The sequence below is a fragment of the Vibrio pacinii DSM 19139 genome (genome assembly GCF_000711795.1).
GTDB lineage: Bacteria > Pseudomonadota > Gammaproteobacteria > Enterobacterales > Vibrionaceae > Vibrio > Vibrio pacinii.
Map to the genome: position 1 here is coordinate 53430 of NZ_KL543977.1, position 22307 is coordinate 75736.

General features: G+C 44.8%; 23 protein-coding genes and 1 riboswitch. Of the genes, 14 read left to right on the forward strand and 9 right to left on the reverse strand.

Translation table 11 applies throughout. From position 1 onward, the window contains the following. Nucleotides 1–18 precede the first annotated feature (18 nt). Nucleotides 19–822, forward strand: coding sequence for an envelope biogenesis factor ElyC (elyC, locus tag BS19_RS16825; RefSeq protein ID WP_038176905.1), 804 nt, complete (start codon nt 19–21; stop codon nt 820–822). Between the two features lie 72 nt (nt 823–894). Here elyC and torR read toward each other — a convergent pair whose 3' ends face one another. After that, nucleotides 895–1608: a two-component system response regulator TorR gene (torR, locus tag BS19_RS16830; RefSeq protein ID WP_038176906.1), complete on the reverse strand. Its 714-nt coding sequence runs from the start codon at nt 1606–1608 to the stop codon at nt 895–897. Between the two features lie 236 nt (nt 1609–1844). On the opposite strand from torR, the gene torD reads away from it, so the two are divergent. From torD to BS19_RS16855, 5 genes are all read left to right on the forward strand, one after another. Continuing rightward, a complete protein-coding gene (gene torD / locus BS19_RS16835; RefSeq protein WP_038176907.1) occupies nt 1845–2495 on the forward strand; it encodes a molecular chaperone TorD in 651 nt (216 codons plus the stop codon). A 209-nt stretch (nt 2496–2704) separates the two neighbouring features. After that, nucleotides 2705–3712: an HTH-type transcriptional repressor PurR gene (purR, locus tag BS19_RS16840; protein WP_038176908.1), complete on the forward strand. Its 1008-nt coding sequence runs from the start codon at nt 2705–2707 to the stop codon at nt 3710–3712. 141 nt (nt 3713–3853) lie between these two features. Next, nucleotides 3854–3939, forward strand: a riboswitch (cyclic di-GMP riboswitch). 132 nt (nt 3940–4071) lie between these two features. Next, entirely contained in the window at nt 4072–4665 is a 594-nt protein-coding gene (locus tag BS19_RS16845) for a TfoX/Sxy family DNA transformation protein (RefSeq protein ID WP_038176909.1), read from the forward strand. A gap of 131 nt (nt 4666–4796) precedes the next feature. Continuing rightward, the gene (locus BS19_RS16850; protein ID WP_038176911.1) at nt 4797–5489 is read left to right on the forward strand and encodes a TVP38/TMEM64 family protein; all 693 of its coding nucleotides are present in this window, start codon (nt 4797–4799) and stop codon (nt 5487–5489) included. Further along, complete coding sequence (locus BS19_RS16855) at nt 5489–5794, forward strand: putative signal transducing protein (protein ID WP_038176912.1); 306 nt, start codon at nt 5489–5491, stop codon at nt 5792–5794. Before BS19_RS16850 ends, BS19_RS16855 begins: the two co-directional genes overlap by 1 nt. 20 nt (nt 5795–5814) lie before the next feature. Here BS19_RS16855 and BS19_RS16860 read toward each other — a convergent pair whose 3' ends face one another. The 4 genes from BS19_RS16860 to topA all read right to left on the reverse strand — a co-directional run bounded on the left by BS19_RS16860 (nt 5815) and on the right by topA (nt 12521). Beyond that, the gene (locus tag BS19_RS16860) at nt 5815–6624 is read right to left on the reverse strand and encodes an alpha/beta fold hydrolase (RefSeq protein ID WP_038176914.1); all 810 of its coding nucleotides are present in this window, start codon (nt 6622–6624) and stop codon (nt 5815–5817) included. A gap of 155 nt (nt 6625–6779) precedes the next feature. Further along, the gene (gene glgA, locus BS19_RS16865; RefSeq protein ID WP_038176916.1) at nt 6780–8240 is read right to left on the reverse strand and encodes a glycogen synthase GlgA; all 1461 of its coding nucleotides are present in this window, start codon (nt 8238–8240) and stop codon (nt 6780–6782) included. Then, complete coding sequence (gene glgC, locus BS19_RS16870; RefSeq protein WP_038176917.1) at nt 8230–9447, reverse strand: glucose-1-phosphate adenylyltransferase; 1218 nt, start codon at nt 9445–9447, stop codon at nt 8230–8232. Before glgC ends, glgA begins: the two co-directional genes overlap by 11 nt. 446 nt (nt 9448–9893) lie before the next feature. Further along, nucleotides 9894–12521 carry a type I DNA topoisomerase gene (topA, locus tag BS19_RS16875; RefSeq protein WP_038176919.1) on the reverse strand — a complete coding sequence of 876 codons (2628 nt, stop codon included), beginning with the start codon at nt 12519–12521 and terminating at the stop codon, nt 9894–9896. 399 nt (nt 12522–12920) lie between these two features. Between topA and BS19_RS16880 the strand changes: the two genes are divergently transcribed. Further along, on the forward strand, nt 12921–13169 hold the full coding sequence (locus tag BS19_RS16880) for a YciN family protein (RefSeq protein WP_038176921.1): 249 nt from the start codon (nt 12921–12923) through the stop codon (nt 13167–13169). Between the two features lie 73 nt (nt 13170–13242). On the opposite strand, the gene aroA is transcribed toward BS19_RS16880, so the two are convergent. Both aroA and BS19_RS16890 read right to left on the reverse strand, forming a co-directional pair. Continuing rightward, nucleotides 13243–14523 carry a 3-phosphoshikimate 1-carboxyvinyltransferase gene (gene aroA / locus BS19_RS16885; protein ID WP_038176922.1) on the reverse strand — a complete coding sequence of 427 codons (1281 nt, stop codon included), beginning with the start codon at nt 14521–14523 and terminating at the stop codon, nt 13243–13245. A gap of 163 nt (nt 14524–14686) precedes the next feature. Then, nucleotides 14687–15142, reverse strand: coding sequence for an outer membrane lipoprotein (locus BS19_RS16890; protein ID WP_038176924.1), 456 nt, complete (start codon nt 15140–15142; stop codon nt 14687–14689). 20 nt (nt 15143–15162) lie between these two features. On the opposite strand from BS19_RS16890, the gene aat reads away from it, so the two are divergent. From aat to infA, 3 genes are all read left to right on the forward strand, one after another. After that, entirely contained in the window at nt 15163–15873 is a 711-nt protein-coding gene (aat, locus tag BS19_RS16895; protein WP_038176925.1) for a leucyl/phenylalanyl-tRNA--protein transferase, read from the forward strand. Nucleotides 15874–15879: 6 nt separating this feature from the next. Further along, complete coding sequence (locus tag BS19_RS16900; protein ID WP_038176927.1) at nt 15880–16578, forward strand: arginyltransferase; 699 nt, start codon at nt 15880–15882, stop codon at nt 16576–16578. Nucleotides 16579–16659: 81 nt separating this feature from the next. Continuing rightward, nucleotides 16660–16878, forward strand: a complete 219-nt coding sequence (gene infA / locus BS19_RS16905; protein WP_001040192.1) for a translation initiation factor IF-1 — start codon at nt 16660–16662, stop codon at nt 16876–16878. A 70-nt stretch (nt 16879–16948) separates the two neighbouring features. Here infA and BS19_RS16910 read toward each other — a convergent pair whose 3' ends face one another. Both BS19_RS16910 and cysS read right to left on the reverse strand, forming a co-directional pair. Beyond that, on the reverse strand, nt 16949–17527 hold the full coding sequence (locus BS19_RS16910) for a thymidine kinase (protein ID WP_038176928.1): 579 nt from the start codon (nt 17525–17527) through the stop codon (nt 16949–16951). 78 nt (nt 17528–17605) lie between these two features. After that, entirely contained in the window at nt 17606–18991 is a 1386-nt protein-coding gene (cysS, locus tag BS19_RS16915) for a cysteine--tRNA ligase (protein WP_038176929.1), read from the reverse strand. Between the two features lie 201 nt (nt 18992–19192). On the opposite strand from cysS, the gene BS19_RS16920 reads away from it, so the two are divergent. From BS19_RS16920 to BS19_RS16935, 4 genes are all read left to right on the forward strand, one after another. Further along, nucleotides 19193–19687 carry a peptidylprolyl isomerase gene (locus tag BS19_RS16920; protein WP_038176931.1) on the forward strand — a complete coding sequence of 165 codons (495 nt, stop codon included), beginning with the start codon at nt 19193–19195 and terminating at the stop codon, nt 19685–19687. A gap of 43 nt (nt 19688–19730) precedes the next feature. Then, complete coding sequence (gene lpxH, locus BS19_RS16925; RefSeq protein ID WP_038176933.1) at nt 19731–20459, forward strand: UDP-2,3-diacylglucosamine diphosphatase; 729 nt, start codon at nt 19731–19733, stop codon at nt 20457–20459. 83 nt (nt 20460–20542) lie between these two features. Further along, a complete protein-coding gene (locus tag BS19_RS16930) occupies nt 20543–21760 on the forward strand; it encodes an EAL and HDOD domain-containing protein (RefSeq protein ID WP_038177248.1) in 1218 nt (405 codons plus the stop codon). Nucleotides 21761–21771: 11 nt separating this feature from the next. After that, nucleotides 21772–22281: a YchJ family metal-binding protein gene (locus tag BS19_RS16935; protein ID WP_084186054.1), complete on the forward strand. Its 510-nt coding sequence runs from the start codon at nt 21772–21774 to the stop codon at nt 22279–22281. The last annotated feature ends 26 nt before the right edge of the window (nt 22282–22307 follow it).

Here is a 22307-nt window from a genome sequence, read left to right on the forward strand (position 1 = left end):
TTTTTCGGACTATTTAGTATGTTTGAGCTGAAAAAAGTAGTGTCTTCCTTACTTATGCCGCTGCCAGCCCTATTAATCATTGGCCTGTTCGGCTTAATGTTGATCATGTTCACTCGCAAGCAGAAGAGTGGCTGCTTTGTTGTTCTCTTCGCTTTTATCGGTATTTTCCTTATCGCATTCCAGCCTGTGTCTTCACGTCTGTTAATGCCACTTGAACGGCAATATTCCGCATTCTTCCCTGTTGATGAATCGATAGACTATGTCATGGTGCTCGGCAGCGGGCATGTCGTCGATGATAAAATTCCTCCCACTTCCGAGCTCAGCCGGACCGGATTAATGAGACTTGCGGAAGGGATTCGTATTATGCGCATATACCCAGGCTCTAAGCTGATTTTATCAGGCTATGCCGGAGGCTCGGAAGTCAGTAACGCGCGAATGATGGCTAAAGTCGCCCTCGCCCTTGGGGTTTCTAAATCAGACATCATTTTGCTCGAAACCGCCAAAGACACGTGGGAAGAAGCGCGTCAAGCTGCCGCTTTCGTCACAACCAAACAGTTGGTGGTCGTAACGTCAGCGAGCCATATGAAGCGCGCGTTACATGAGTTCCACTCGGCCGGCTTAAAACCTTACCCAGCACCAACCAATTATTTAGCTCAGTCGAATATTACCCAAGCTTGGGAAAAATATACGCCCAAAGGGAAATACCTTGAGCAAACGGAACGCTACTGGCATGAAACCTTAGGCCGCTTGTGGCAAAAACTGCGTGATTGGGCGTCTGATTACGAACAAAAGGCGCTCCAATCAGCCGAGAGCCAAGTCTAAACCTCACCGATAGAAAAAGACCGTGGCATGCCACGGTCTTTTTTATCGGTCATTTTAATCAGTGATAGCCACCTAATCACCCGCGAACATATACCCTTCACCGTGAACCGTAACAAAGATTTGTGGATTCTTAGGATCAAACTCCATCTTGGCACGCATACGACGTATCAAGACATCAATGGTACGATCATTCGGCGCATCAACTCGATGGCTGATCATATTCAGAATACGTTCACGACTGAGTACCTGATTCGGGTAGCTCGACAATGCCACCAGCAATTCATACTCAGCTTTAGTTAGTTTAACTGGCTCACCATTGCGACTTAGAGCGCGGCGTTGAATATCAAACGTCCAATCACCGAAGCAAACTATATTATCATTACCTGCTGATGATTTACTTTTATCGCTTGAGTCTCGCGCCGAGGCAATACGCCACAATAAATTTTTCACTCGTACTAAGAGTTCACGTAGTTCAAAAGGCTTAGTTACGTAGTCATCTGCCCCCATCTCTAAGCCAACAATTTTATCGATGCTATCCGTGCGTCCTGTAACCAGGATAATTCCAATGTTAGATTGACTGCGAAGCTCACGTGTTAGCATCAACCCATCTTCACCGGGAAGATTGATATCTAGCATCACGAGATCAATCGCGTTATTACTGAGTGCTTCACGCATTTGTTGGCCACTTTCGGCCTCACTCACTTGGTAACCTTCATGTTGAAAGTATCCAACTAGCTTATTGCGCGTCACTGCGTCATCTTCTACAACGAGGACATGATAGCTCATCTACACCACTTTATTTGCATTGGTCATGGGTCTACCAATTATTCTATTCATAAATAGTCACATTTCTAGTAAATATGAGAGTAAAACCAAGAAAGATGATTTTTTCTTGATTCAAGACAAACCCACTCCTTTATTCATAATCTTTCATATCTACTCTTATGCTGACATATGAGCCATTATCGCTATTCATTTTTATTGGTTACACTAATAGGTAATTATTTTAGGAGTAGCCCCTAGTGCAAGAAACTAAAGCATTTAATGAAAAACGCGCCGAAATCTATTGGTGGTTGTCGAGCCTGTTCGCAAAAGAACTGACCGAGGAGAACTTACAGCAATATCATTCAGCTCAAATTCGCTCTTTTCTTTCAGGGTTAGGAGAAAATGCCGAGCTGAAGCCCGCCGTTCAGCGTGTGGTTGACGCACTCAATCGCCTGATCGACAGGGAAGATTCTCAATTGGAATTAGCAGCCGACTTTTGCGACCTGTTCTTAAAGTCTGACCGAGACTCTGCGCTGCCTTACGCCTCTATGTATATTGGCAAAAATGGCTTGCTTAATGACACCCCCGCCAAAGAGTTAGAAGCGTTAATGAACGAGCATGGCGTCTCAGTTGAACACGGACTCAATGAGCCTGTCGACCATATCGCTATCGTACTCGATTTCTTAGGTCATTTAATTATCCGCTCCAATGAGCTTGAGCAACAACGTCACCTTGAAGACGCGTTAATCCAACAAGCGCAATTTATTCAGACCCATTTGTTGAGTTGGGTGCCACAGTTCGTTGCGAAGTGTCAAAAACTGGACCAATTTGGTTTCTATGCTGCGATTGCGAGTTTGACCGAAGCGTTCCTTAAACTCGATAGTCACTACTTAATTGGTGATGAATAAAAGACGTTGTGAACTCAGGCATGCCCTTCGCGCGTTTTTTGTTTGCCCTAATGACGTTTGCGGTCTAAAATTGTGACCGAAAACGATAAAAAATTAACGACTAAAATACAAACCGCTAGTTAAGAGCGGTTTTTGTGTTTCTGGTACTTCTGCCTCGATATTCTAAATTAGGATATAACCTTGTGGCAGTCATCGACAGGACAAAACCTATGGCCACTATTAAAGATGTTGCTCGCCTCGCTGGTGTATCAACGACCACCGTCTCTCACGTAATCAATAAAACGCGATTTGTAGCTGAAACGACTCAAGAAAAAGTAATGGAAGCGGTTACTGAGCTAAATTACGCCCCGAGTGCCGTTGCTCGTAGTTTAAAATGCAACACAACTCGAACCATCGGCATGCTCGTCACCCAATCAACCAACCTTTTCTTCTCTGAAGTTATCGATGGTGTCGAGAGCTACTGTTATCGTCAAGGTTATACACTGATCTTGTGTAACACGGGTGGTATTTACGAAAAGCAACGTGACTACATTCGCATGCTCGCAGAAAAGCGCGTCGATGGCATTTTGGTAATGTGTTCCGACTTGACCGAAGAGTTGAGTGAAATGCTTGATCGCCACAAAGACATTCCGAAAGTGGTAATGGATTGGGGCCCTGAAAGCTCACAAGCAGATAAAATCATTGATAATTCCGAAGAAGGTGGCTATCTAGCGACCAAATACCTGATTGACCACGGTCATAAAGAGATCGCTTGCCTAAGTGGACATTTCGAGAAGGCCGCCTGTCAAGAGCGCATCCGTGGCTTTAAACGGGCCATGACTGAAGCCAATCTAAGCGTAAATGAAAATTGGATCCTAGAAGGCAACTTTGAATGTGATACCGCTGTTCTTGCCGCGGATCAAATCGTTGCAATGGATAAGAAACCAAGCGCTGTTTTCTGTTTCAATGACACCATGGCACTCGGTCTGATGAGTCGCTTGCAGCAGAAAGGTATTCGTATCCCTGAAGACATCTCTGTGATTGGCTACGACAATATCGAACTGGCAGAATATTTCTCTCCACCACTCACAACGGTTCACCAACCAAAACGTCGTGTGGGTAAGAACGCATTTGAGATCTTGCTTGAGCGCATTAAAGATAAAGAGCACGAAAAACGCATCTTTGAAATGCACCCTGAGATTGTTCAACGAAGCACCGTTCGTAACCTCAATAAATAGCCTCTGATTTCACTCAACTGAGTTGTTTAACCTTAGTTGAGTGAACCAATAACAAACATTTATGAGACATGTATCACATATACTTCACATTAATGTGATGCTCTACGCATATTTATTTATTCTTTTAGAGTTCGCAACAAGCCACGAACAGGGCAAACCACTTCGAAAGGGTGGGACGCAAAGCCTCCGGCCTTAAACATTTTATGTCAGGTAGCGGGGTTGCCGATGGCAAATATGCATACCGTCTTAAGACATACCTACAAAGGTATAACATCATATTGACACAGTAACTGCATTTTTTTGCTATTCTCTCGGACCTGAATTGGTGGCGTATATTTATACACCGAGATAAAGACAGCATGGATAAACCTATTTTAAAAGACTCAATGCGATTCTTTGAGCAGCTTGGAAGCATCAAGTCTCGCTCAATGTTTGGTGGTTTTGGAATTTTTGCCGATGACACCATGTTCGCACTGATCGTTAACAACAAACTGCATGTTCGTGCCGATACAGCACTAACGAAACAATTCAAATCTCAAGGTCTTGAACCCTACGTTTACAAAAAACGGGGTTTCCCAGTTGTGACCAAATATTTTGCTCTAGATGACGGCTTAATCGCTGACACAAGCAAAACCTTAGAGATAGCGCGGCATGCACTCAGTGCAGCCAACAAAGAGAAGCAGACTCAGTCGCAAGCAAAACCAAACCGGCTCAAAGATTTGCCTAACTTACGCCTAGCAACGGAGCGTATGTTAAAAAAGGCCGGAATTGACACGGTGGAGAATCTTGAAAAGACGGGGTCGGTTAACGCATTCAAAGCAATACAGTCTACCCACTCTACCGATGTTAACATCGAACTCCTCTGGGCTTTGGAAGGCGCGATAAAAGGCACACATTGGTCTGTCATTCCTCAAAATAGACGCCAAGAGTTACTCAATCAGCTCAGCCACTAGGTTAAATATGATAAAAAAGTCAGCCATTGAGCTGACTTTTTTTGTTTTCAGTGAAATATAAATCTTGCTTTCTCTGTCTTGTCTATTAACACTTGAAACGCATCTGCTTTACATCAGGACGGAACGTCACAATGAATAAGAAAGTCATCTTTGGTGCCATTTTTTTGGCCTTAATTGTCATCTTGGGGGTCAACTTTGGCCAGTATTTGACCTTGGAAAATGCCAAAGCACAACAAGCAGAACTCGCGGTCTTTATTCACGATAATTTCGCCCTCTCCGCTGCCATTTATTTTTTCGCTTATGTCGCCGCAACCGCTTTCTCGATTCCCGGAGCTGCGGTAGTGACCTTACTCGGCGCGGCACTGTTTGGCTTTTGGACAAGCTTGTTTTTGGTCTCTTTTGCCAGCACCATTGGCGCTACTCTGGCATTTTTAAGTAGCCGCTACCTGTTGCGTGATTGGGTTCAGTCAAAGTTTGGCGATAAGCTTAATGCCATTAACCAAGGTATTGAGCGCGACGGCGCGTTTTACCTGTTCTCGTTACGACTTATCCCTGTTTTCCCCTTCTTCCTGATCAACTTGTTGATGGGGTTAACGCCACTTTCAACCCTGCGTTTCTATTTAATCAGTCAATTAGGTATGCTTCCAGGGACCGCTGTGTATCTTAATGCTGGTACTCAACTCGCACAGATTGACAGCCTGTCTGGTATTGTCTCGCCCAGTGTTTTACTCTCTTTTGCCCTACTTGGGCTTTTCCCTGTGATCGCTAAATGGATCATGGCCAAGCTTAAAAATACCCCACCGACATCGAATGGGAACGTTTAGTGAAGATATTTACCGCAGCAACCCCGACCGAGGCGCATATTGTTTGTGAGCTATTAAAATCGAACCAAGTGTCGTGTGAAGTGCGTGGCGAAGGTATTTTTGGTTTACAAGGTGAAGTGCCGTTCGGTGAAAACAGTGAACCCTATGTGTGGTTATTGGATAACGATACGTTGCCACTTGCCCAAGCCATCATCGCTGACTACCAACAAGCCCATCTTGGCGAACAGTGGCAATGTCATCAGTGCCATGAAAGCAATGAGGCACAGTTTGGCATTTGTTGGCAGTGTGGCGCGACTGCGCCTTAAATACCTTAGCATTAAGTGCCTTAAGCAGTAGGAGAGTCGATCTGTTGTTGGATAAACGCAATAGAGTGCTGATTGAACTCTTCAGGGCGTTCTACATTACACACATGACCACAATCTGCAATTTCAAGTAACTGACTTTTGCGATGTGCCGCCACCATCTCTTTAACTGGCTGGATAAACATATAGTCACGCTCTCCCATTAGGTAAAGCGTCGGAATGGGTATTTCCCGATCCTTAAAATAACGCATTAGTGGGTTCACTTCTGCGGTAAGTATAAACCAACGTTTAAACTCTTTCTGACACAGCTTTTTCGCTTCACGGATAAACAGGTGTCGAGACTCTTTTTGCGTCCTTTGCGGCATGACAATGTAAGCAAACAGGCTATATAGCCACATGTAGGGCAAGATATGCTTACATAGATTACCAAGCTTGACCAACACCTGAGAACGGGTGTTTAAACGCGTTACCGCACCACCAAGAACCATTGATTTGACTCTGTCAGTCGCCAGCTCAGCTAAATTGCGCACAATAATGGTACCTAAAGACATGCCGACAAAATGAGCAGAGCGAATCTTTAAGTGATCCAACACTTTGAGAATATCAAGCGTGACCGACTTGAAGGTATAGCGATTTGACATTAACTCTTTCAACAGCTGATTTGATTTTCCGTGACCACGTAAATCAATCAACAACAAGTTAAAATGTTGCTTATAAGCTTTGATCTGCTTAAACCAAATGGATGAACTGCCTCCTGCACCATGCACAAAAACCACCCACTCATCACTGGTTGGGTGCGCAAAGGTCTTATGGAAAAGCAAAGTGTCACTCATAGTCAAAACAAATAAACGCGGTTGATGTTGGCTTAGGAGATTACCACAAAGATAGCCGAATTTGAGTCGTCTTGCGTTAAATCTTGGCGAATGTAGCGATAAAATTGTAAACAGTCATCAAAAAAGGCGCCATATTGACGCCTTGTGAATACCAATTATACACCTAGTGCACTCTGGTAGAGTTTAATGTATTGACTGGCGGATTTTTTCCAACAAAAATCTTGCTCCATCGCATGCAACTGCACGCGTTTGAACTCGTTCGGTTGTTGAAGATAAAGTAGCAAAGTACGCTGAAGTTTAGCCAATAGCGCCAGAGGATAAGGCTCATCAAACATGAACCCCGTCGCTTGAAGTGGATCGGTATCATAGTCGCGAACACTGTCACGTAATCCCCCGACACCACGCACGATAGGTAGAGTGCCATAAGCCATACTGTAGATTTGATTCAGTCCACAGGGCTCAAATTCGGACGGCATAACAAAGAAATCACTGCCTGCTTCGACTAAGTGTGCGAGCTCATTATCGTAGGCTTCAACAAACGCCAACTTATCTGGATTATCGTCCGCCACTTCTCGCAACGCAGCAGCAAGTTCAGGATCGCCCGTACCAACAATGACTACTTGCACTTGGTTGTGCAAAAAGTCTTCCAGTATAGGCAGTAAGTAATGCACCCCTTTCTGATGAGTCAAACGACAAACCATTCCGTACACCGCCACATCGAGCTCTTGCAACCCTACATGTTGCTGCAACGCGCGTTTACATGCTTTCTTACCACGAACCATACTTTGACGATTCGCTTTGTAGTTAGCAGGTAATAAAGGGTCAGTCTGTGGGTTCCAAGCTGAATAGTCGCAACCATTAAGAATTCCAACCAAATCAAGCGCACGACTTTGAAACTCCACCGCCATACCATGACTACCTAACTCGGTGGTAAGCTCTTGGGCGTAAGTAGGGCTGACAGCATTAATTTTGTCCGCGTTCATCACCCCGGCTTTCAACATGGTGACATGAGTACTACTGACCGCAGCATCAGGAGCAAAACGAGTATGCATTTCAGGTAGGAACTGCAACTCATCGTAACTAAATACCCCTTTGAATACCGCATTGTGGACTGAAATAACGCTTTTTGTTTGTGCAAAAAACGGCGTCGCGCCATAACGATGCTTTAACAAATAAGGCACAAACCCAGTATGCCAATCGTTAGCATGAATAATATCAGGTTGAAAACCAAGCTTAGGCAGCATATCAAGACTGGCCGCGCTGAAAAACGCGAAGCGCTCGCCATTGTCGGCATACGCTTGATTGTTTTCTGCGTACATTTCAGGTCGATCGAAATACTGAGCGCATTCGATAGCGTAAACCGGCACGTCTACAATTTCTAACTGCTTGACGCGGTATTTTGTATGTGGCCAATGTTCTAGCTGCGTTTCTAGTATCACCTCAGCCTCAGCGGCTTGCGCCATCTTCTGATAGGCTGGTAACGTCAAACGAACATCTTGCTGAAGTGCACGCAGCGCTTGAGGCAGTGCCTTGGCAACATCTGCCAAACCACCGCTCTTAATTAACCCTTCAACTTCTGACGCTACAAATAGAACCGATAAATTCTTAGTAGCCAACTCGTGCTCCTTTAGGAATGACCACAATGCCCTCTTCAGAAACATGGAAATGCTTCTTATCTTCCGACAAATTAACACCAATTTGAGTACCAGGGGCAATATCCGCGTCTTTATCGACAATCACTCGACGTAATACGCACCCTTCGCCCACTTTCACATCACCTAGCAAGATACTTTCACTGATGTCACAAGTTGATGCAATGTTGCTGCGAAAACCTAGCACCGACTTTTCGATACGCGATCCCCGCACATAACTTCCGCTACAGACTAAGCTGTCAATGATTTGTACTCGACCATTGGCTGAGTCGGTAAACGTCGCTGGTGGCAGTGGCGGATAGTAGGTATGTAATGGCCACTTACGGTTGTAGAGAGAAAACGGCGCATCTTTCTTAAGCAGATCCATATGTGCGCCCCAGTAGGCATCAATGGTTCCAACATCACGCCAATAGACCTCTTCCTTTTCACCCGTAATGCGATTGGTGCTAAAGTCATACACAAAGACATCACCTTTAGGAAACATATTAGGGATTATGTCTTTACCGAAATCGTGCGAAGATTCAGGATTCTCAGCATCTTCAATCAGTTCGGCGAATAATCGTTGTGCTTCAAAGATGTAATTGCCCATAGAAACCAAGGCAAAATCAGGATCGCCAGGAATCGATTTTGGCTTAGCGGGTTTTTCTTCAAAGCCAACCATGCGCCCCTCTTCATCCACTTCAATCACGCCAAACTCTGAGGCTTCTGATAATGGCATACGCAAAGCCGAGACTGTCAGTGAGGCTTGCTTTTGCGCATGGTAATCGAGCATTTGCTTGATATCCATTTTATAAATATGGTCTGAACCAAAAATACACACTTGCTCTGGCTCGGAGAGTTCCATAAAGCGTAAGTTTTGATAGATGGCGTCTGCGGTACCTTCATACCAGCGTTTACCTGTGCGCATCTGAGCAGGAATGGGATCAATAAAACGGTCGGTAATGCCGCTGATATTCCAACCCTTTTTCATGTGATGGAACAAAGATTGGGATTTAAATTGAGTCAGCACGTAAATGCGCATCAAGTCAGCATTGACAAAGTTATTCAGAGCGAAATCGATAAGACGGTAGCTACCGCCAAAAGGTACAGAGGGTTTACTACGAGATTCTGTTAAAGGGCGAAGGCGTGATCCCTCACCTCCAGCCAAGATCATTCCCAAAACTCCAGCCATTCATTGTTCTCCATTCTATTTTTTCTTGTGGGTCAATCCTTTATTGAGGGGAGATTCACCCAATATATTCCGTTTTTAGTCCCCATTTTTAGAGAGGGACCTATCCAGCTTAAGCCATGTCACGTCAGTATCAAGGCGTCGATCAACAAGCCCGATAGACGTGCAAAAGGTTTACTATAAGTTATCGTATTCCTTTAAGATTACAATTTAAAATATGCTGTACTATCGACCGCACATTAATTACTTTTTAGAGCCCTGCGTTAGCTCACACAAAATCATCGAATAGCTACAGGTTAATAACATCTCGCCTACATTAAAGTGACCTAGTTCGCAGACTGATTTTATTGAGTATGAACTGCTCAATCTGTACTCACTACCATACTTGTCATAACGTTTTGCTATAAAAAAAGCAGCCATTCGGCTGCTTTTTAATTGGGTGTATTCGATTATTTTGCGCTCTTCTTACGCTTGTCGGTAATTTCCCACTTACCATCAATATATAACGCGGTATAACCTGAAGGCTTACCATCGATTTCAGAACGCACGTAATTCTCTTTGGTCTTGCGACTAAAGCGCACGACCATTGGCAGACCATCAGGGTCTTTTTGTGGCGCATCTGTCAGATAATGGAATTTAGGTGAAATACGATCTTTAAATCTGACCAACTCTTCAACAAGAGGCGCTCGTGTTTCACGCGATTTAGGGAAAGTACTCGCGGCTAAAAACAGACCTGACGCACCATCACGCAGTACAAAATAAGCATCTGAATTTTCACACGGCAACTCTGGCAGGTGAACTGGATCTTCCTTAGGCGGAGCCACTTCACCGTTTTTCAAGATCTTGCGCGTGTTTTTACAACTTTCACTGGTACAGTCCATGTATTTGCCAAAACGACCATTTTTCAGCACCATGTCGCTGCCACACTTGTCACACTCGACGACTGGGCCATCATAGCCTTTGACTTTAAACTCACCATGCTCAACCACGTAGCCTTCACAGTTTGGGTTGTTACCACAAACATGCATTTTACGCTTGTCATCAATCAGGTAAGCATCCATCGCCGTTTCACAGATAGGACAACGTTTCTTCGCGCGCAGTGCAGCTGTTTCAACGTCTTCTTCAAGCACATTGATAATGCCATCTTCATCGCCAAGGTTGATCGTTGTCTTACAACGCTCTTTGGGTGGCAATGCATAACCCGAACAGCCTAAGAATACGCCAGTTGATGCGGTACGAATCCCCATTGGACGCGAACATGTTGGACACTCAATATCGGTATAGACGATATTATTTGGCTTCATACCACCTTGTTCTTCGTCAAGCTCGGCCTTCTCAAGATCGCAGGTGAAGTCTTTAAAGAAGTCATCAAGGACGGTCTTCCAGTTGGCTTCTCCTTCTGCGATTTGGTCGAGCTTTTCTTCCATACGCGATGTGAACTCATAGTTCATCAACTCATCGAAGCTACCATCAAGACGGTCAGTAACGATCTCACCCATTTTTTCTGCGTAGAAACGACGCTGCTCGACCTTTACGTATCCACGGTCTTGGATCGTAGAGATGATCGATGCGTAGGTTGATGGGCGGCCGATACCGCGTTTTTCGAGCTCTTTTACTAGCGCGGCTTCAGTAAAGCGTGCTGGCGGCTTAGTAAAATGCTGCTTAGGATCGAGCTTAATCAAATCAACGCTATCACCCACTTGAACCGCAGGTAGGATTTGATCTTCGTTTTTACCCAGAGGACGTTGAACGCGAGTCCAACCATCAAACTTGAGAATACGGCCTTTTGCTTTCAAGGTGTATTCTGCCGCTTTCACACTGACGGTGGTTGAATCATATTTAGCTGGCGTCATTTGACAGGCAACAAATTGATTCCAAATTAAGGCATACAGTTTGTGTGCGTCAGCGTCCATTCCATTGAGATCATCCGTTTTTACCGCAACATCAGAAGGTCGGATCGCTTCGTGCGCTTCTTGCGCACCTTGCTTGCTGCCATAAACATTGGCTTTAGCAGGTAAATAAGCATCACCGTACTCTTCACCAATGAAGCCGCGTACGGTCTCCACAGCTTCCGAACTTAGGTTCGTTGAGTCAGTACGCATGTAAGTGATGTAACCCGCTTCATAAAGGCGCTGAGCTAACATCATGGTCTTTTTCACGCCATAGCCAAGACGCGTACTCGCGGCTTGTTGCAATGTCGAAGTAATAAAAGGGGCCGAAGGCTTGCTTGAAGTCGGTCGATCCTCTCGTTTGCAGACTTCGTAGCGCGCTTTTTCAAGCACCGCCGTCGCAACTTGGGTTTCGGCTTCATTGACAGGCTTAAACGCAACACCATCTTTTTGCGCCACTTGCAAACGAAAATCGGCTTTATCTTTGGTTTTAGTGTCTGCGTGGATATCCCAAAATTCTTCAGGAACAAAGGCCTTGATTTGACGCTCACGCTCAACCAACAGTTTAACCGCAACCGATTGAACACGCCCGGCAGAAAGACCACGCGCCACTTTCTTCCATAGCAGCGGAGAAACCATAAAGCCCACAACGCGATCCATAAAACGACGCGCTTGCTGTGCATTAACACCATCAATACTCAACTCGCCCGGTTTCTCGAACGCTTGTTGAATGGCGTTTTTGGTGATCTCGTTAAAGACTACTCGTTTGTATCGCTCTTCATCGCCACCGATGATCTCACGAAGGTGCCAAGCGATGGCTTCTCCTTCGCGGTCCAAATCGGTTGCGAGATAGACGCGGTCCGCGTCTTCAGCGAGCTTTTGCAGCTCGGCGACAACTTTTTCTTTTCCGGGTAGAATTTGATAGTTCGCTTCCCAACCATGATATGGGTCTATCCCCATTTTCTTGATTAAGGATTTACGATCTTTTTCTTTCTTAATGCGTGCTTTTTCTTCAGCGCTTAAGCCTTTAGTGGATACCGCTGCCGCTTTCTGGCCCGTACTTTGGCCAGCCGTCGGCAGATCACGTACGTGACCTACACTGGACTTTACAATAAAGTCCTTACCTAAATACTTATTGATGGTCTTCGCTTTGGCTGGCGATTCCACAATAACCAGTGACTTACCCATAATTGACTCAAGTGTCCTTTATCGAGTGCGAATTTATCGCACGACATTCTTAATATTCTGCTTCTTTTTTACTATCGAGCGAGAATGCAAGAAGATCAATCTCTTTTTTAAAAATTCTCTCTTGACTGCTCGACAAAGCAGCGATGTATCCAAAAACGCCAAGTCGATTTGATATTGATGTCCACTTGAGTGTTAATGGTGGGCTAGAAAGTCGGACATACTAAACGTCAAGGGCAAAAAGTTGCCAAACTATCACAAAGATTTTTGCCATCAGTCACAAAACCTGTCGCTAGCGCAAGCCAACTCGATTGATCTATCGCATTGGAATTTGCTGTGCAACTCCTTACAATCACGACAACCCTTCCTGTGAGAAGCTGATTAACACGAGGCAAGACTTTTATGAGCGAGAAAAAAATCATCCCACAAAACGAACTATTGATGATAGCTAACCACCTCATTCAAGAACATGACGACTACATCGAGGGGATGCGCGCGGACAGCGTCGAGGAAAAAGAGGGCGTGCTCGTTTTTAAAGGTAACTATTTCATTGATGACAAAGGTTTACCTACCATTCAGACAACAGCGGTATTTAATATGTTTAAGTACTTAGCCCACCATTTGTCGAAAGAGTTTACCCTACAAAAATAGCAACGAAAAAGGGTTGGCACACTGTGTCAACCCTTTCATTTTTTTGAGCCTTAGATCAAAGCCCAGCAATCCGCTATGAGCTCAGCCCTGCCAGCTTGTCAAAATAGTCTGGGAACGTTTTTGACGTACATTTAGGGTCATTGATCGTAACAGGGGTGTCACTCAGCGCAACCAGAGAGAAACACATTGCCATGCGATGATCATCGTAAGTGTCGATCGCAGCATGAATCAGCTGCTGAGGGGGAGTGATGATAATATAATCTTCACCTTCTTCCACTTCCGCGCCTACTTTGCGCAGTTCTGTCGCCATTGCCGCTAAACGGTCGGTTTCTTTCACTCGCCAGTTGTAGACATTACGAATTGCCGTTGTACCTTTAGCAAACAACGCAGTCGTAGCAATGGTCATCGCCGCATCAGGGATATGATTAAAGTCCATATCTACCGCGTTCAGTACGCCAACGCGAGAGATAACATAGTCATCACCCCACTCTATTTCAGCGCCCATTTTCTCAAGCGCATCGGCAAACTGAACATCACCCTGGATGCTCTTTTTGCCAATACCTGTGACTTTAATCTCACCGCCTTTGATTGCCGCAGCGGCCAAAAAGTAAGACGCCGATGAGGCATCGCCTTCGACTAAAAACTCGCCTGGTGCAACATAAGATTGCCCTTTACGAATAACAAACTGCTGATAGTTATCATTTTCCACTTCGACGCCGAACTGCTGCATAATATGCAAAGTAATGTCGATATAAGGTTTAGACACTAAATCACCGATGATCTTAATGGTGACATCATCTTGGGCAAGTGGCGCTGACATGAGAAATGCGGTTAAGAACTGACTAGAAATCGAACCATCAATTTCTACCGTCCCACCCTGAAGACCGGTGCCATAAATCTTAAGTGGCGGATAGTTTTCATTTTCTAGGTAGTCGATTTTGGCTCCCGCTTGACGCAGGGCCGTCACTAAATGACCAATCGGACGCTCTTTCATGCGTGGCTCACCCGTCAGAACAAATTCACCATCGCTCAAACACAGTGCCGCCGCCAAAGGTCGCATCGCTGTACCCGCATTGCCCAGAAATAGCTCTAACGCCTGTGGGCTCGTAAAGGGCTTGCCAAGACCTTCCACTTCACACACGGTTTTGTCTTGAGAAAGCGTGTAAGAAACACCCAACTGAGTAAGTGCATTGAGCATATGACGAATATCGTCGCTATCGAGCAAATTGGTTAAACGGGTCGTACCATTCGCCAATGCTGCAAGTAACAAGGCGCGATTTGATACGCTTTTAGAGCCGGGTAAGTTGACCTCACCATTGACTTTATTGATAGGTTGTAACGTAAGGCTTTCCATTAAAATTGTTAGTCCTTGCTCATCCCACTGTCCTAATGCTGAATGGAATGATGAAAAATTCTTCGTAGTTGCAGACTATCTAAAAACAACGCGTAAAACCAGAGCCAAACTGCGATTAGGACTGAATAATTATGTCACAGGGCAGAGAGCGTTAATGATCAGATTAATACGCTTTATCAACCCGCACACCATTATCAAAATAGAGTATGCGCACCTTATCACCACGTTTGAAAAGCATTTGATTATCAACATCTTGAATGACATCAATTAACTGCCCATCATCACTGTTAATTAGTAACTCAACCAATTGATACTCTAGTTGGTATTCTTGTTGGCCATGATGGCGCGCCACTCCTGCGCCCGCCACAGCGCCAACCGCCGTGGCGACTTCCTGACCAGTCCCGCCTCCAAACTGATGACCAATTACGCCCCCAATAACAGCGCCAAGCAGGGTTTGCCAACCATTGGCACGTGACTTGATAATCTCTTGTTCACTGATATACCTGACCGTATCGACTTGACCAAAAACGACTTGGTTGACGGGTCTGGCGCTATTTCTTTCATAAGCTGCATTGGCAATCAATGGAAAAACCAATATGATCCACAACCACTTCTTCATTCACGTTACCTCGACCTAATATGGCGTTTTATCTTACTGAACTTGATTCCGACCAACTCTGGTTTCCGTCTCCCTTCGAAGCGTTAACCGACCCAAACGGGCTCCTCGCTGTCGGTGGTGACCTAACCCCAGAGCGAATCAAACTCGCCTATCAAAATGGCATCTTTCCTTGGTATGGACCTGGAGAGCCGATTTTATGGTGGAGCCCTTCTCCGCGTGCGGTGTTTAACCCTAAGACCTTCAAAGCGGCAAAAAGTCTCAAAAAGTTTCAACGCAAGCACCAATATACTGTCAGTATTGACCACGCAACGAATGCTGTCATCGACTATTGCGCCTCGACTCGCAGTGAAGATGAAACGTGGTTGAATGAAGAGATGCGTGCGGCCTATAAACAGTTGGCTGCTCTTGGAATTTGTCACTCAGTCGAGGTTTGGCTTGATGACGAGTTAATCGGCGGGTTATATGGTCTTTCAATTGGTCAGGTCTTTTGTGGCGAGTCGATGTTCAGTTTAAAAACCAACGCCTCAAAAATTGCACTTTGGTATTTTTGTGAACACTTTCATAAACATAATGGTCAACTTATCGACTGTCAGGTCATGAACTCTCATTTGCAGTCCTTAGGTGCATACGAACTGGAAAGATCGGATTTTTTACAAACACTGCTATCCTTTAAGAGCCAAAGCGTAGTAGAAAACTGTTTTGCAAAACAGTGGCTAAAGAGCGAGACCTAAAGATTGATGAGTTCAGACCTACAACAAATCCGTATTGGCTTAACCGATAGCCATGCGTGCAGCTATTTAAGTGACCGTCAGGAGCGTGTGGCGGTTGCTCTCGATCCCGCGATGCACTGCGGATCAAGTTATGAGGTATTGCTTGCCAACGGTTTTCGTCGAAGTGGAGATACCATTTACAAACCTCATTGCGATCGTTGCCAAGCTTGCCAAGCGATTCGGATTTCGATCCCCGACTTCACTCTTTCTCGTAATCAAAAACGCTTGCTCAGTAAAGCTCGCTCAATAACTTGGCAATTAAAAGATCAAATGGACAACGATTGGTTTGAACTTTATAGCAAGTACATCGAGGCACGACATCGTCACGGCTCAATGTATCCTCCCAAACGGCGTGAATTTGCTCAGTTTGCTCAATGTAATTGGCTAAATACCCAGTTTTTGCACCTCTATGACGATCAGCAATTGATTGCTATCGCCGTCACCGATATGCTGTCGAACAGCGCCAGTGCCTTTTATACTTTTTTCGATCCCGAATACTCGATTTCACTAGGAACCTTAGCCGTCTTGTACCAAGCAAAATATTGCTCCCAACAAGGAAAGCAGTGGCTCTATTTGGGTTATCAGATTGATGAATGCCCAGCAATGAGCTATAAAGTCCGATTTCAGCGCCATCAAAGGCTAGTAAATCAGCGTTGGCAAGGGTAGAATACCGCCCAACTTTACTTAATTCATTTTTATCGGCATGAAAAGTCGCTAAAAATTGTCCATTTTTTAAAAGAGGATTAAATGGCTAAAGAAGACGTAATTGAGATGCAAGGCACCGTCCTTGATACTCTTCCAAACACAATGTTCCGTGTTGAGCTAGAAAACGGTCACGTAGTTACTGCTCACATCTCTGGTAAAATGCGTAAGAACTACATCCGTATTCTTACTGGTGACAAAGTAACTGTTGAGATGACTCCATACGACCTATCTAAGGGTCGCATCGTCTTCCGTGCTCGTTAATCTCTGATTCTCGAACACAAACAAAAAACGGAGCTTCATGCTCCGTTTTTTGTTTCAATCACAAGTGGCACTACTTACCAAGCGCTTCTTTGTAGTGTTGACGACAGACAGAGACATATTTGTCATTACCACCAATGGCGACTTGGTCACCTTCAGCAATCGCAACACCATTCTCATCCGTACGAATCACCATATTCGCTTTGCGTCCACAGTGACAGATAGTTTTCAATTCAACCAACTTATCAGCCCAAGACAATAAGTATCGACTACCTTCAAACAATTCACCAAGAAAGTCAGTTCTTAGGCCATAGCACAATACTGGGATATGCAGTTTATCAACGACTTCTGTTAACTGATAAACCTGCTCTTTACTCAAGAACTGACATTCATCAACTAAAATACAGTGACGCTTTTCTGCGTCATTCAGCGCGACGGTTTCCTGATATAGATCGGTATCAGGGCGGAACAAATGCGCGTCAGACTGCAAACCAATCCGTGAACTCACTTTGCCAATACCGTAACGATCATCAAGCGCCGCGGTAAAAATTACGGGTGTCATGCCTCGTTCTTGATAATTGAACGAAGACTGAAGAAGAGTGGTTGATTTACCCGCATTCATTGCTGAGTAATAGAAGTACATCTGAGCCACGAAATGCCCTACCTCAAAATAATAATTTAATAGAAAAAAGGGCTGAAAAACAGCCCTTCATTTAATCATCGTTGTCTATCACTTGCGACGCCAGATAGTTCCTTCTGCGCCGTCTTCTAACACAATACCCATCTCGTTAAGCTTATCTCGTGCCATATCTGCGTTGGCCCAATCTTTAGCGGCGCGACTATCGTTACGCAGCTTGATTAACGCTTCAATTTCAGCAACTTCATCATCATCGCCCACAGCACCTTGAAGGAAGACTTCCGGCTGTTGATGAAGAATACCAATCACATCGGCAAGTTCACGCATTAATGCTCCCAGAGAGCTCGCTTGATCTATTTTTTCACCTTTGAGACGGTTAATATCACGGGCCATATCAAACAGTACTGAGTAGGCCTCCGGTGTATTAAAATCATCATTCATCGCGGCAATAAAGCGCTCAATATATTCTTCACCACCCGCCGCAGCAGGTACGCTCAGGTCAAGACCACGCAACGACGTGTATAAACGCTCAAGTGATGCACGCGCCTGATTAAGGTTCTCTTCGCTATAGTTCAACTGACTACGGTAGTGGCCCGACATAAGGAAATAACGTACCGTCTCAGCATCGTAGTGGCCTAATACATCACGAATGGTAAAGAAGTTACCTAATGACTTAGACATCTTTTCTTTGTCGACCATCACCATGCCGCTGTGCATCCAAGTATTTACATATTGGGTGCCGTGCGCGCAGCAAGATTGAGCAATTTCATTTTCATGGTGCGGGAACTGCAGATCAGAACCACCGCCATGAATATCAAAATGGTTGCCAAGGATTGATGAGTTCATTGCTGAACACTCAATGTGCCAGCCTGGACGACCAGGTCCCCAAGGTGATTCCCAAGTTGGTTCGCCTGGCTTCGACATTTTCCATAAAACAAAATCTAGAGGGCTGCGTTTCGCGCTTTCGACATCAACGCGAGCGCCCGCTTGCAGTTGGTCAAGGTCTTGCTTAGATAACTTGCCATACTCGTCAAACTTTCGAACTTCGAACATGACGTCGCCGTTACTCGCAACGTAAGCGAAACCACGCTCAATTAACTTTTCGACCAGCTCTACAATTTCAGCAATAAATTCCGTTGCACGGGGTTCTATATCAGGACGCTTCATATTGAGCGCATCAAAATCGGTATGCATTTCGCCGATAAGACGTTCAGTCAAGGAGTCACAAGACTCACCATTTTCGTTTGCTCTCTTGATGATCTTATCGTCAATATCCGTAATGTTACGCACAAAGGTCAAGTCGTAGCCTAGGTAGCGTAAGTAACGTGAAACGACATCAAAAGAGACGAAAGTACGGCCATGACCAATATGACAGAGATCATAGATGGTTACCCCACACACATACATGCCAACTTTGCCAGCATTGATTGGTTTGAATTCCTCTTTCTGTCTTGTGAGTGTGTTATATATCTTTAACATGATCTCTTTCTAATTTTCGAGTGATACAAATGGTCGACCAGTATATCAAGTCACGCCCTGTTAGGTAATCCCTCAAACGCTCAAAAACCCATCAAGGACACCGATACCTAGGTCTCAAGACGTGCTTTTGACGTATTAATGTCGCCAAAGTTGAGCTAGAATCTTGGGCTCAAGTTAAAAACATCTGTAAAGGAAACAATCATGATCACCCTTCACACTAATTTTGGTGACATCAAAATTCAGCTCAACGATGAAAAAGCACCAGAAACTAGCGCAAACTTCCTTCAGTACTGCCGTGATGGTTTCTACGACAACACTCTTTTCCACCGTGTTATCGATGGTTTCATGATTCAAGGTGGTGGTATGGAGTCTGGCCTTCGTGAAAAACCGACTCGCGCAGCAATTAAGAACGAAGCAAACAACGGCCTAAGCAATAAAATCGGCACGTTGGCGATGGCACGTACCATGGAACCGCATTCAGCAAGCTCTCAATTCTTCATCAACGTTAACAACAACACTTTCCTAGATTTTCGTAGTGAAAGCCTAGACGGATGGGGTTACTGTGTCTTCGCTGAAGTCGTTGAAGGCATGGATATCGTCAACAAGATCAAAGGCGTGAGCACTGGCTCATCAGGCATGCATCAAGACGTACCACTCGAAGATGTAATGATCACTGGCACGACTATCGAAGAATAATAAAGAATAACAGAGCGCCTAGTGCGCTCTGTTTGTATTGACTATGACCACATTATTTATATCTGATCTTCACCTCTCTCCCGCGACCCCAGCAACCACCGATTGCTTTGTTCGATTTATGCGCCAAGAAGCCATCCATGCTGAAGCATTATATGTGCTCGGGGATCTGTTTGAGTTCTGGATTGGCGATGACGACCGATCTGAATTTGCCGAACAAATTAGAGCCGAGTTTAAAACCTTGACCGACAGCGGTGTTGCTTGTTTCTTTACCCAGGGTAACCGCGATTTTCTGGTTGGCAAACGTTTTAGCCGCCAAACAGGCGTGACGCTACTGGGCGACGAAACCGTTATCGACCTCTACGGAAGAAAAGCCTTAGTATTGCATGGTGACACCTTATGCACCCGAGATGTCAAATACCTCGAATACCGCAAAAAGGTTCATCAACCTTGGCTACAATGGTTGTTTAATCGTATTCCGATGCGTTATAAGAAAAAAATTGTCAGTAAGATACAGTCAGATATCAAAACCGATAAACAAACTAAGTCGCTCGACATCATGGATGTGACACAGAGCGAAGTAGAACACGTCATGCAAGCCTATAATGTCTACCTAATGATCCATGGCCATACGCATCGGCCTAACGTTCACACATTCGAGTCAGACCAAACCATCTGCACCAGAATTGTGTTAGGTGATTGGTATACACAGGGCTCAGTGTTAACATTCGATAAAAATGATTTCGAGTTACAGCAAAGACCTTTTTCAGGATAAGCGCAGTTTTTATGCATAATGTCGCCGTCCAATGATTTGGGCAGTCAAACGCATAAATGATTCATACGGAGCAGGTTATTACCTTGAAATACTCATACGTCGCAAGACAACCTATTTTAGATATCAATAAGCAAACGGTTGGCTATGAGCTTCTCTTTAGGGATGGACCACAAAACACGTTTCCAGAAATTGATCCAGAACAGGCAACAAGTCGCTTGTTGTCTGACCATTTTCTCTCTACTCACTACGATACCTTGGGCGACAAACTTGGCTTTGTTAACTTTCCCTATCAAAGCTTAATCAATCGAGTCCCGACTCTGTTTCCAATGGATAATTTAGTCGTCGAAGTGCTTGAAGACTGCCCGCCGACTACAGAATTACTTGATGCGATCAAAGAGATGACCGCCCTTGGCTATAAAATCGCATTGGATGATTTTATTCCAAGCAAAGAGTGGCGAGCATTTCTTCCTTATATCTCAATAATTAAGTTCGATATACGCCAAGTTCCCATCGAGAAAGCACGCATTTTTATGCTGCGTTTAAGTGGTAGCAATATCGAATTTCTTGCTGAAAAAGTTGAGACTTACCAAGAGTTCGAATTGGCAAAAGACGCAGGATTTGATTATTTTCAAGGTTACTTTTTTAGCAAACCCGAGATGATCACACGTAAATCGCTTGAGCCTTCATTCATGACGGTCATTCAGCTTCTCACGGAAATAGCCAAACAAGACATGGATTTTGCGGCAATTGAGTCTTTGATTAGCACTGATGTCACCCTATCGTATAAGCTGCTCAGTTTTGTCAACTCGTCATCTATTGTCATGACTAAGATTCATTCATTCAAGCAGGCGCTTATCTACTTGGGTGAAGACAAATTGCGTAAATTTATCTCGTTAGTTGCACTCGCTTCTAGCCAAGACAGCAAACCCGATTATCTCTATCGGCTATCAATTCAGCGTGCGCGTTATTGCGAACTTGTTGTCTCTCGGCTAGAGACCAAATTTGAGTCTGGTCAAGCGTTTCTAACCGGAATGTTCTCATTGCTCGACAGCCTACTTGATCGCCCTCTTGAACAAATCGTCAGCCAAATATCAATTGACGAATCAATCAAGCTTGCCATTACCAACAACGAAGGCACTCTGGGCGATATTCTTTCACTAACCAAAGCCTACGAACAGGCACAGTGGGACGATGTAAATCACTACTGTGACAAGATCGGCATTGACCAGAGCACATTAAGTGAGTGCTACGATGAATCGGTGAAATGGACCGCTGATATTCTGTCTGTCAAAACAAACTAATTGGAGTCGGTATGAATTCCTGCCCTTGTGGAAAGCCAAGCGCCTATGAACAGTGCTGTGGTCGCGTGCACAATGATATCACTCAAGCCCACACCCCAGAAACATTGATGCGTGCCCGCTACTGTGCGCATGTCAAAGGGTTGGTCGATTTTGTCGTCAACACATACCATCCTAGCTGCCAAGCACAAGCACAGCGCAGCGAAATCGCCGAGTCAATTGACAGCGATTGGACACGCTTAGAAGTTATTTGCAGCGAAGATGGCAGCCACATCGATGAAGGTTTTGTTACCTTTAAAGCCTTTTTCCGCCAAGAGGGCGACGAGTATTGCCTACAAGAGCGTTCTCGCTTTGTGCGGGAGAATGGCCAATGGCTGTATATCGATGGAACCTTCCCTTCGGAAAGTGACACTGTACGCGACATTGATGCTAGGTTAAATGAATCAATAAGCAGTATTAAGCTTGGTCGAAATGATCCATGTTTGTGCGGCAGCGGCAAAAAATTCAAAAAGTGCTGTGGGTAACATCTTAGCTAACACCGCTATAGCAA

Excerpts from the sequence above, each read along its gene's own strand:
- elyC (WP_038176905.1), top strand. The coding sequence starts at position 19 with ATGTTTGAGCTGAAAAAAGTAGTGTCTTCCTTACTTATGCCGCTGCCA.
- torR (WP_038176906.1), bottom strand. The coding sequence starts at position 1,608 with ATGAGCTATCATGTCCTCGTTGTAGAAGATGACGCAGTGACGCGCAAT.
- purR (WP_038176908.1), top strand. The coding sequence starts at position 2,705 with ATGGCCACTATTAAAGATGTTGCTCGCCTCGCTGGTGTATCAACGACC.
- BS19_RS16845 (WP_038176909.1), top strand. The coding sequence starts at position 4,072 with ATGGATAAACCTATTTTAAAAGACTCAATGCGATTCTTTGAGCAGCTT.
- BS19_RS16850 (WP_038176911.1), top strand. The coding sequence starts at position 4,797 with ATGAATAAGAAAGTCATCTTTGGTGCCATTTTTTTGGCCTTAATTGTC.
- BS19_RS16860 (WP_038176914.1), bottom strand. The coding sequence starts at position 6,624 with ATGAGTGACACTTTGCTTTTCCATAAGACCTTTGCGCACCCAACCAGT.
- glgC (WP_038176917.1), bottom strand. The coding sequence starts at position 9,447 with ATGGCTGGAGTTTTGGGAATGATCTTGGCTGGAGGTGAGGGATCACGC.
- topA (WP_038176919.1), bottom strand. The coding sequence starts at position 12,521 with ATGGGTAAGTCACTGGTTATTGTGGAATCGCCAGCCAAAGCGAAGACC.
- BS19_RS16880 (WP_038176921.1), top strand. The coding sequence starts at position 12,921 with ATGAGCGAGAAAAAAATCATCCCACAAAACGAACTATTGATGATAGCT.
- aroA (WP_038176922.1), bottom strand. The coding sequence starts at position 14,523 with ATGGAAAGCCTTACGTTACAACCTATCAATAAAGTCAATGGTGAGGTC.
- BS19_RS16890 (WP_038176924.1), bottom strand. The coding sequence starts at position 15,142 with ATGAAGAAGTGGTTGTGGATCATATTGGTTTTTCCATTGATTGCCAAT.
- aat (WP_038176925.1), top strand. The coding sequence starts at position 15,163 with ATGGCGTTTTATCTTACTGAACTTGATTCCGACCAACTCTGGTTTCCG.
- BS19_RS16900 (WP_038176927.1), top strand. The coding sequence starts at position 15,880 with ATGAGTTCAGACCTACAACAAATCCGTATTGGCTTAACCGATAGCCAT.
- infA (WP_001040192.1), top strand. The coding sequence starts at position 16,660 with ATGGCTAAAGAAGACGTAATTGAGATGCAAGGCACCGTCCTTGATACT.
- cysS (WP_038176929.1), bottom strand. The coding sequence starts at position 18,991 with ATGTTAAAGATATATAACACACTCACAAGACAGAAAGAGGAATTCAAA.
- BS19_RS16920 (WP_038176931.1), top strand. The coding sequence starts at position 19,193 with ATGATCACCCTTCACACTAATTTTGGTGACATCAAAATTCAGCTCAAC.
- lpxH (WP_038176933.1), top strand. The coding sequence starts at position 19,731 with ATGACCACATTATTTATATCTGATCTTCACCTCTCTCCCGCGACCCCA.
- BS19_RS16935 (WP_084186054.1), top strand. The coding sequence starts at position 21,772 with ATGAATTCCTGCCCTTGTGGAAAGCCAAGCGCCTATGAACAGTGCTGT.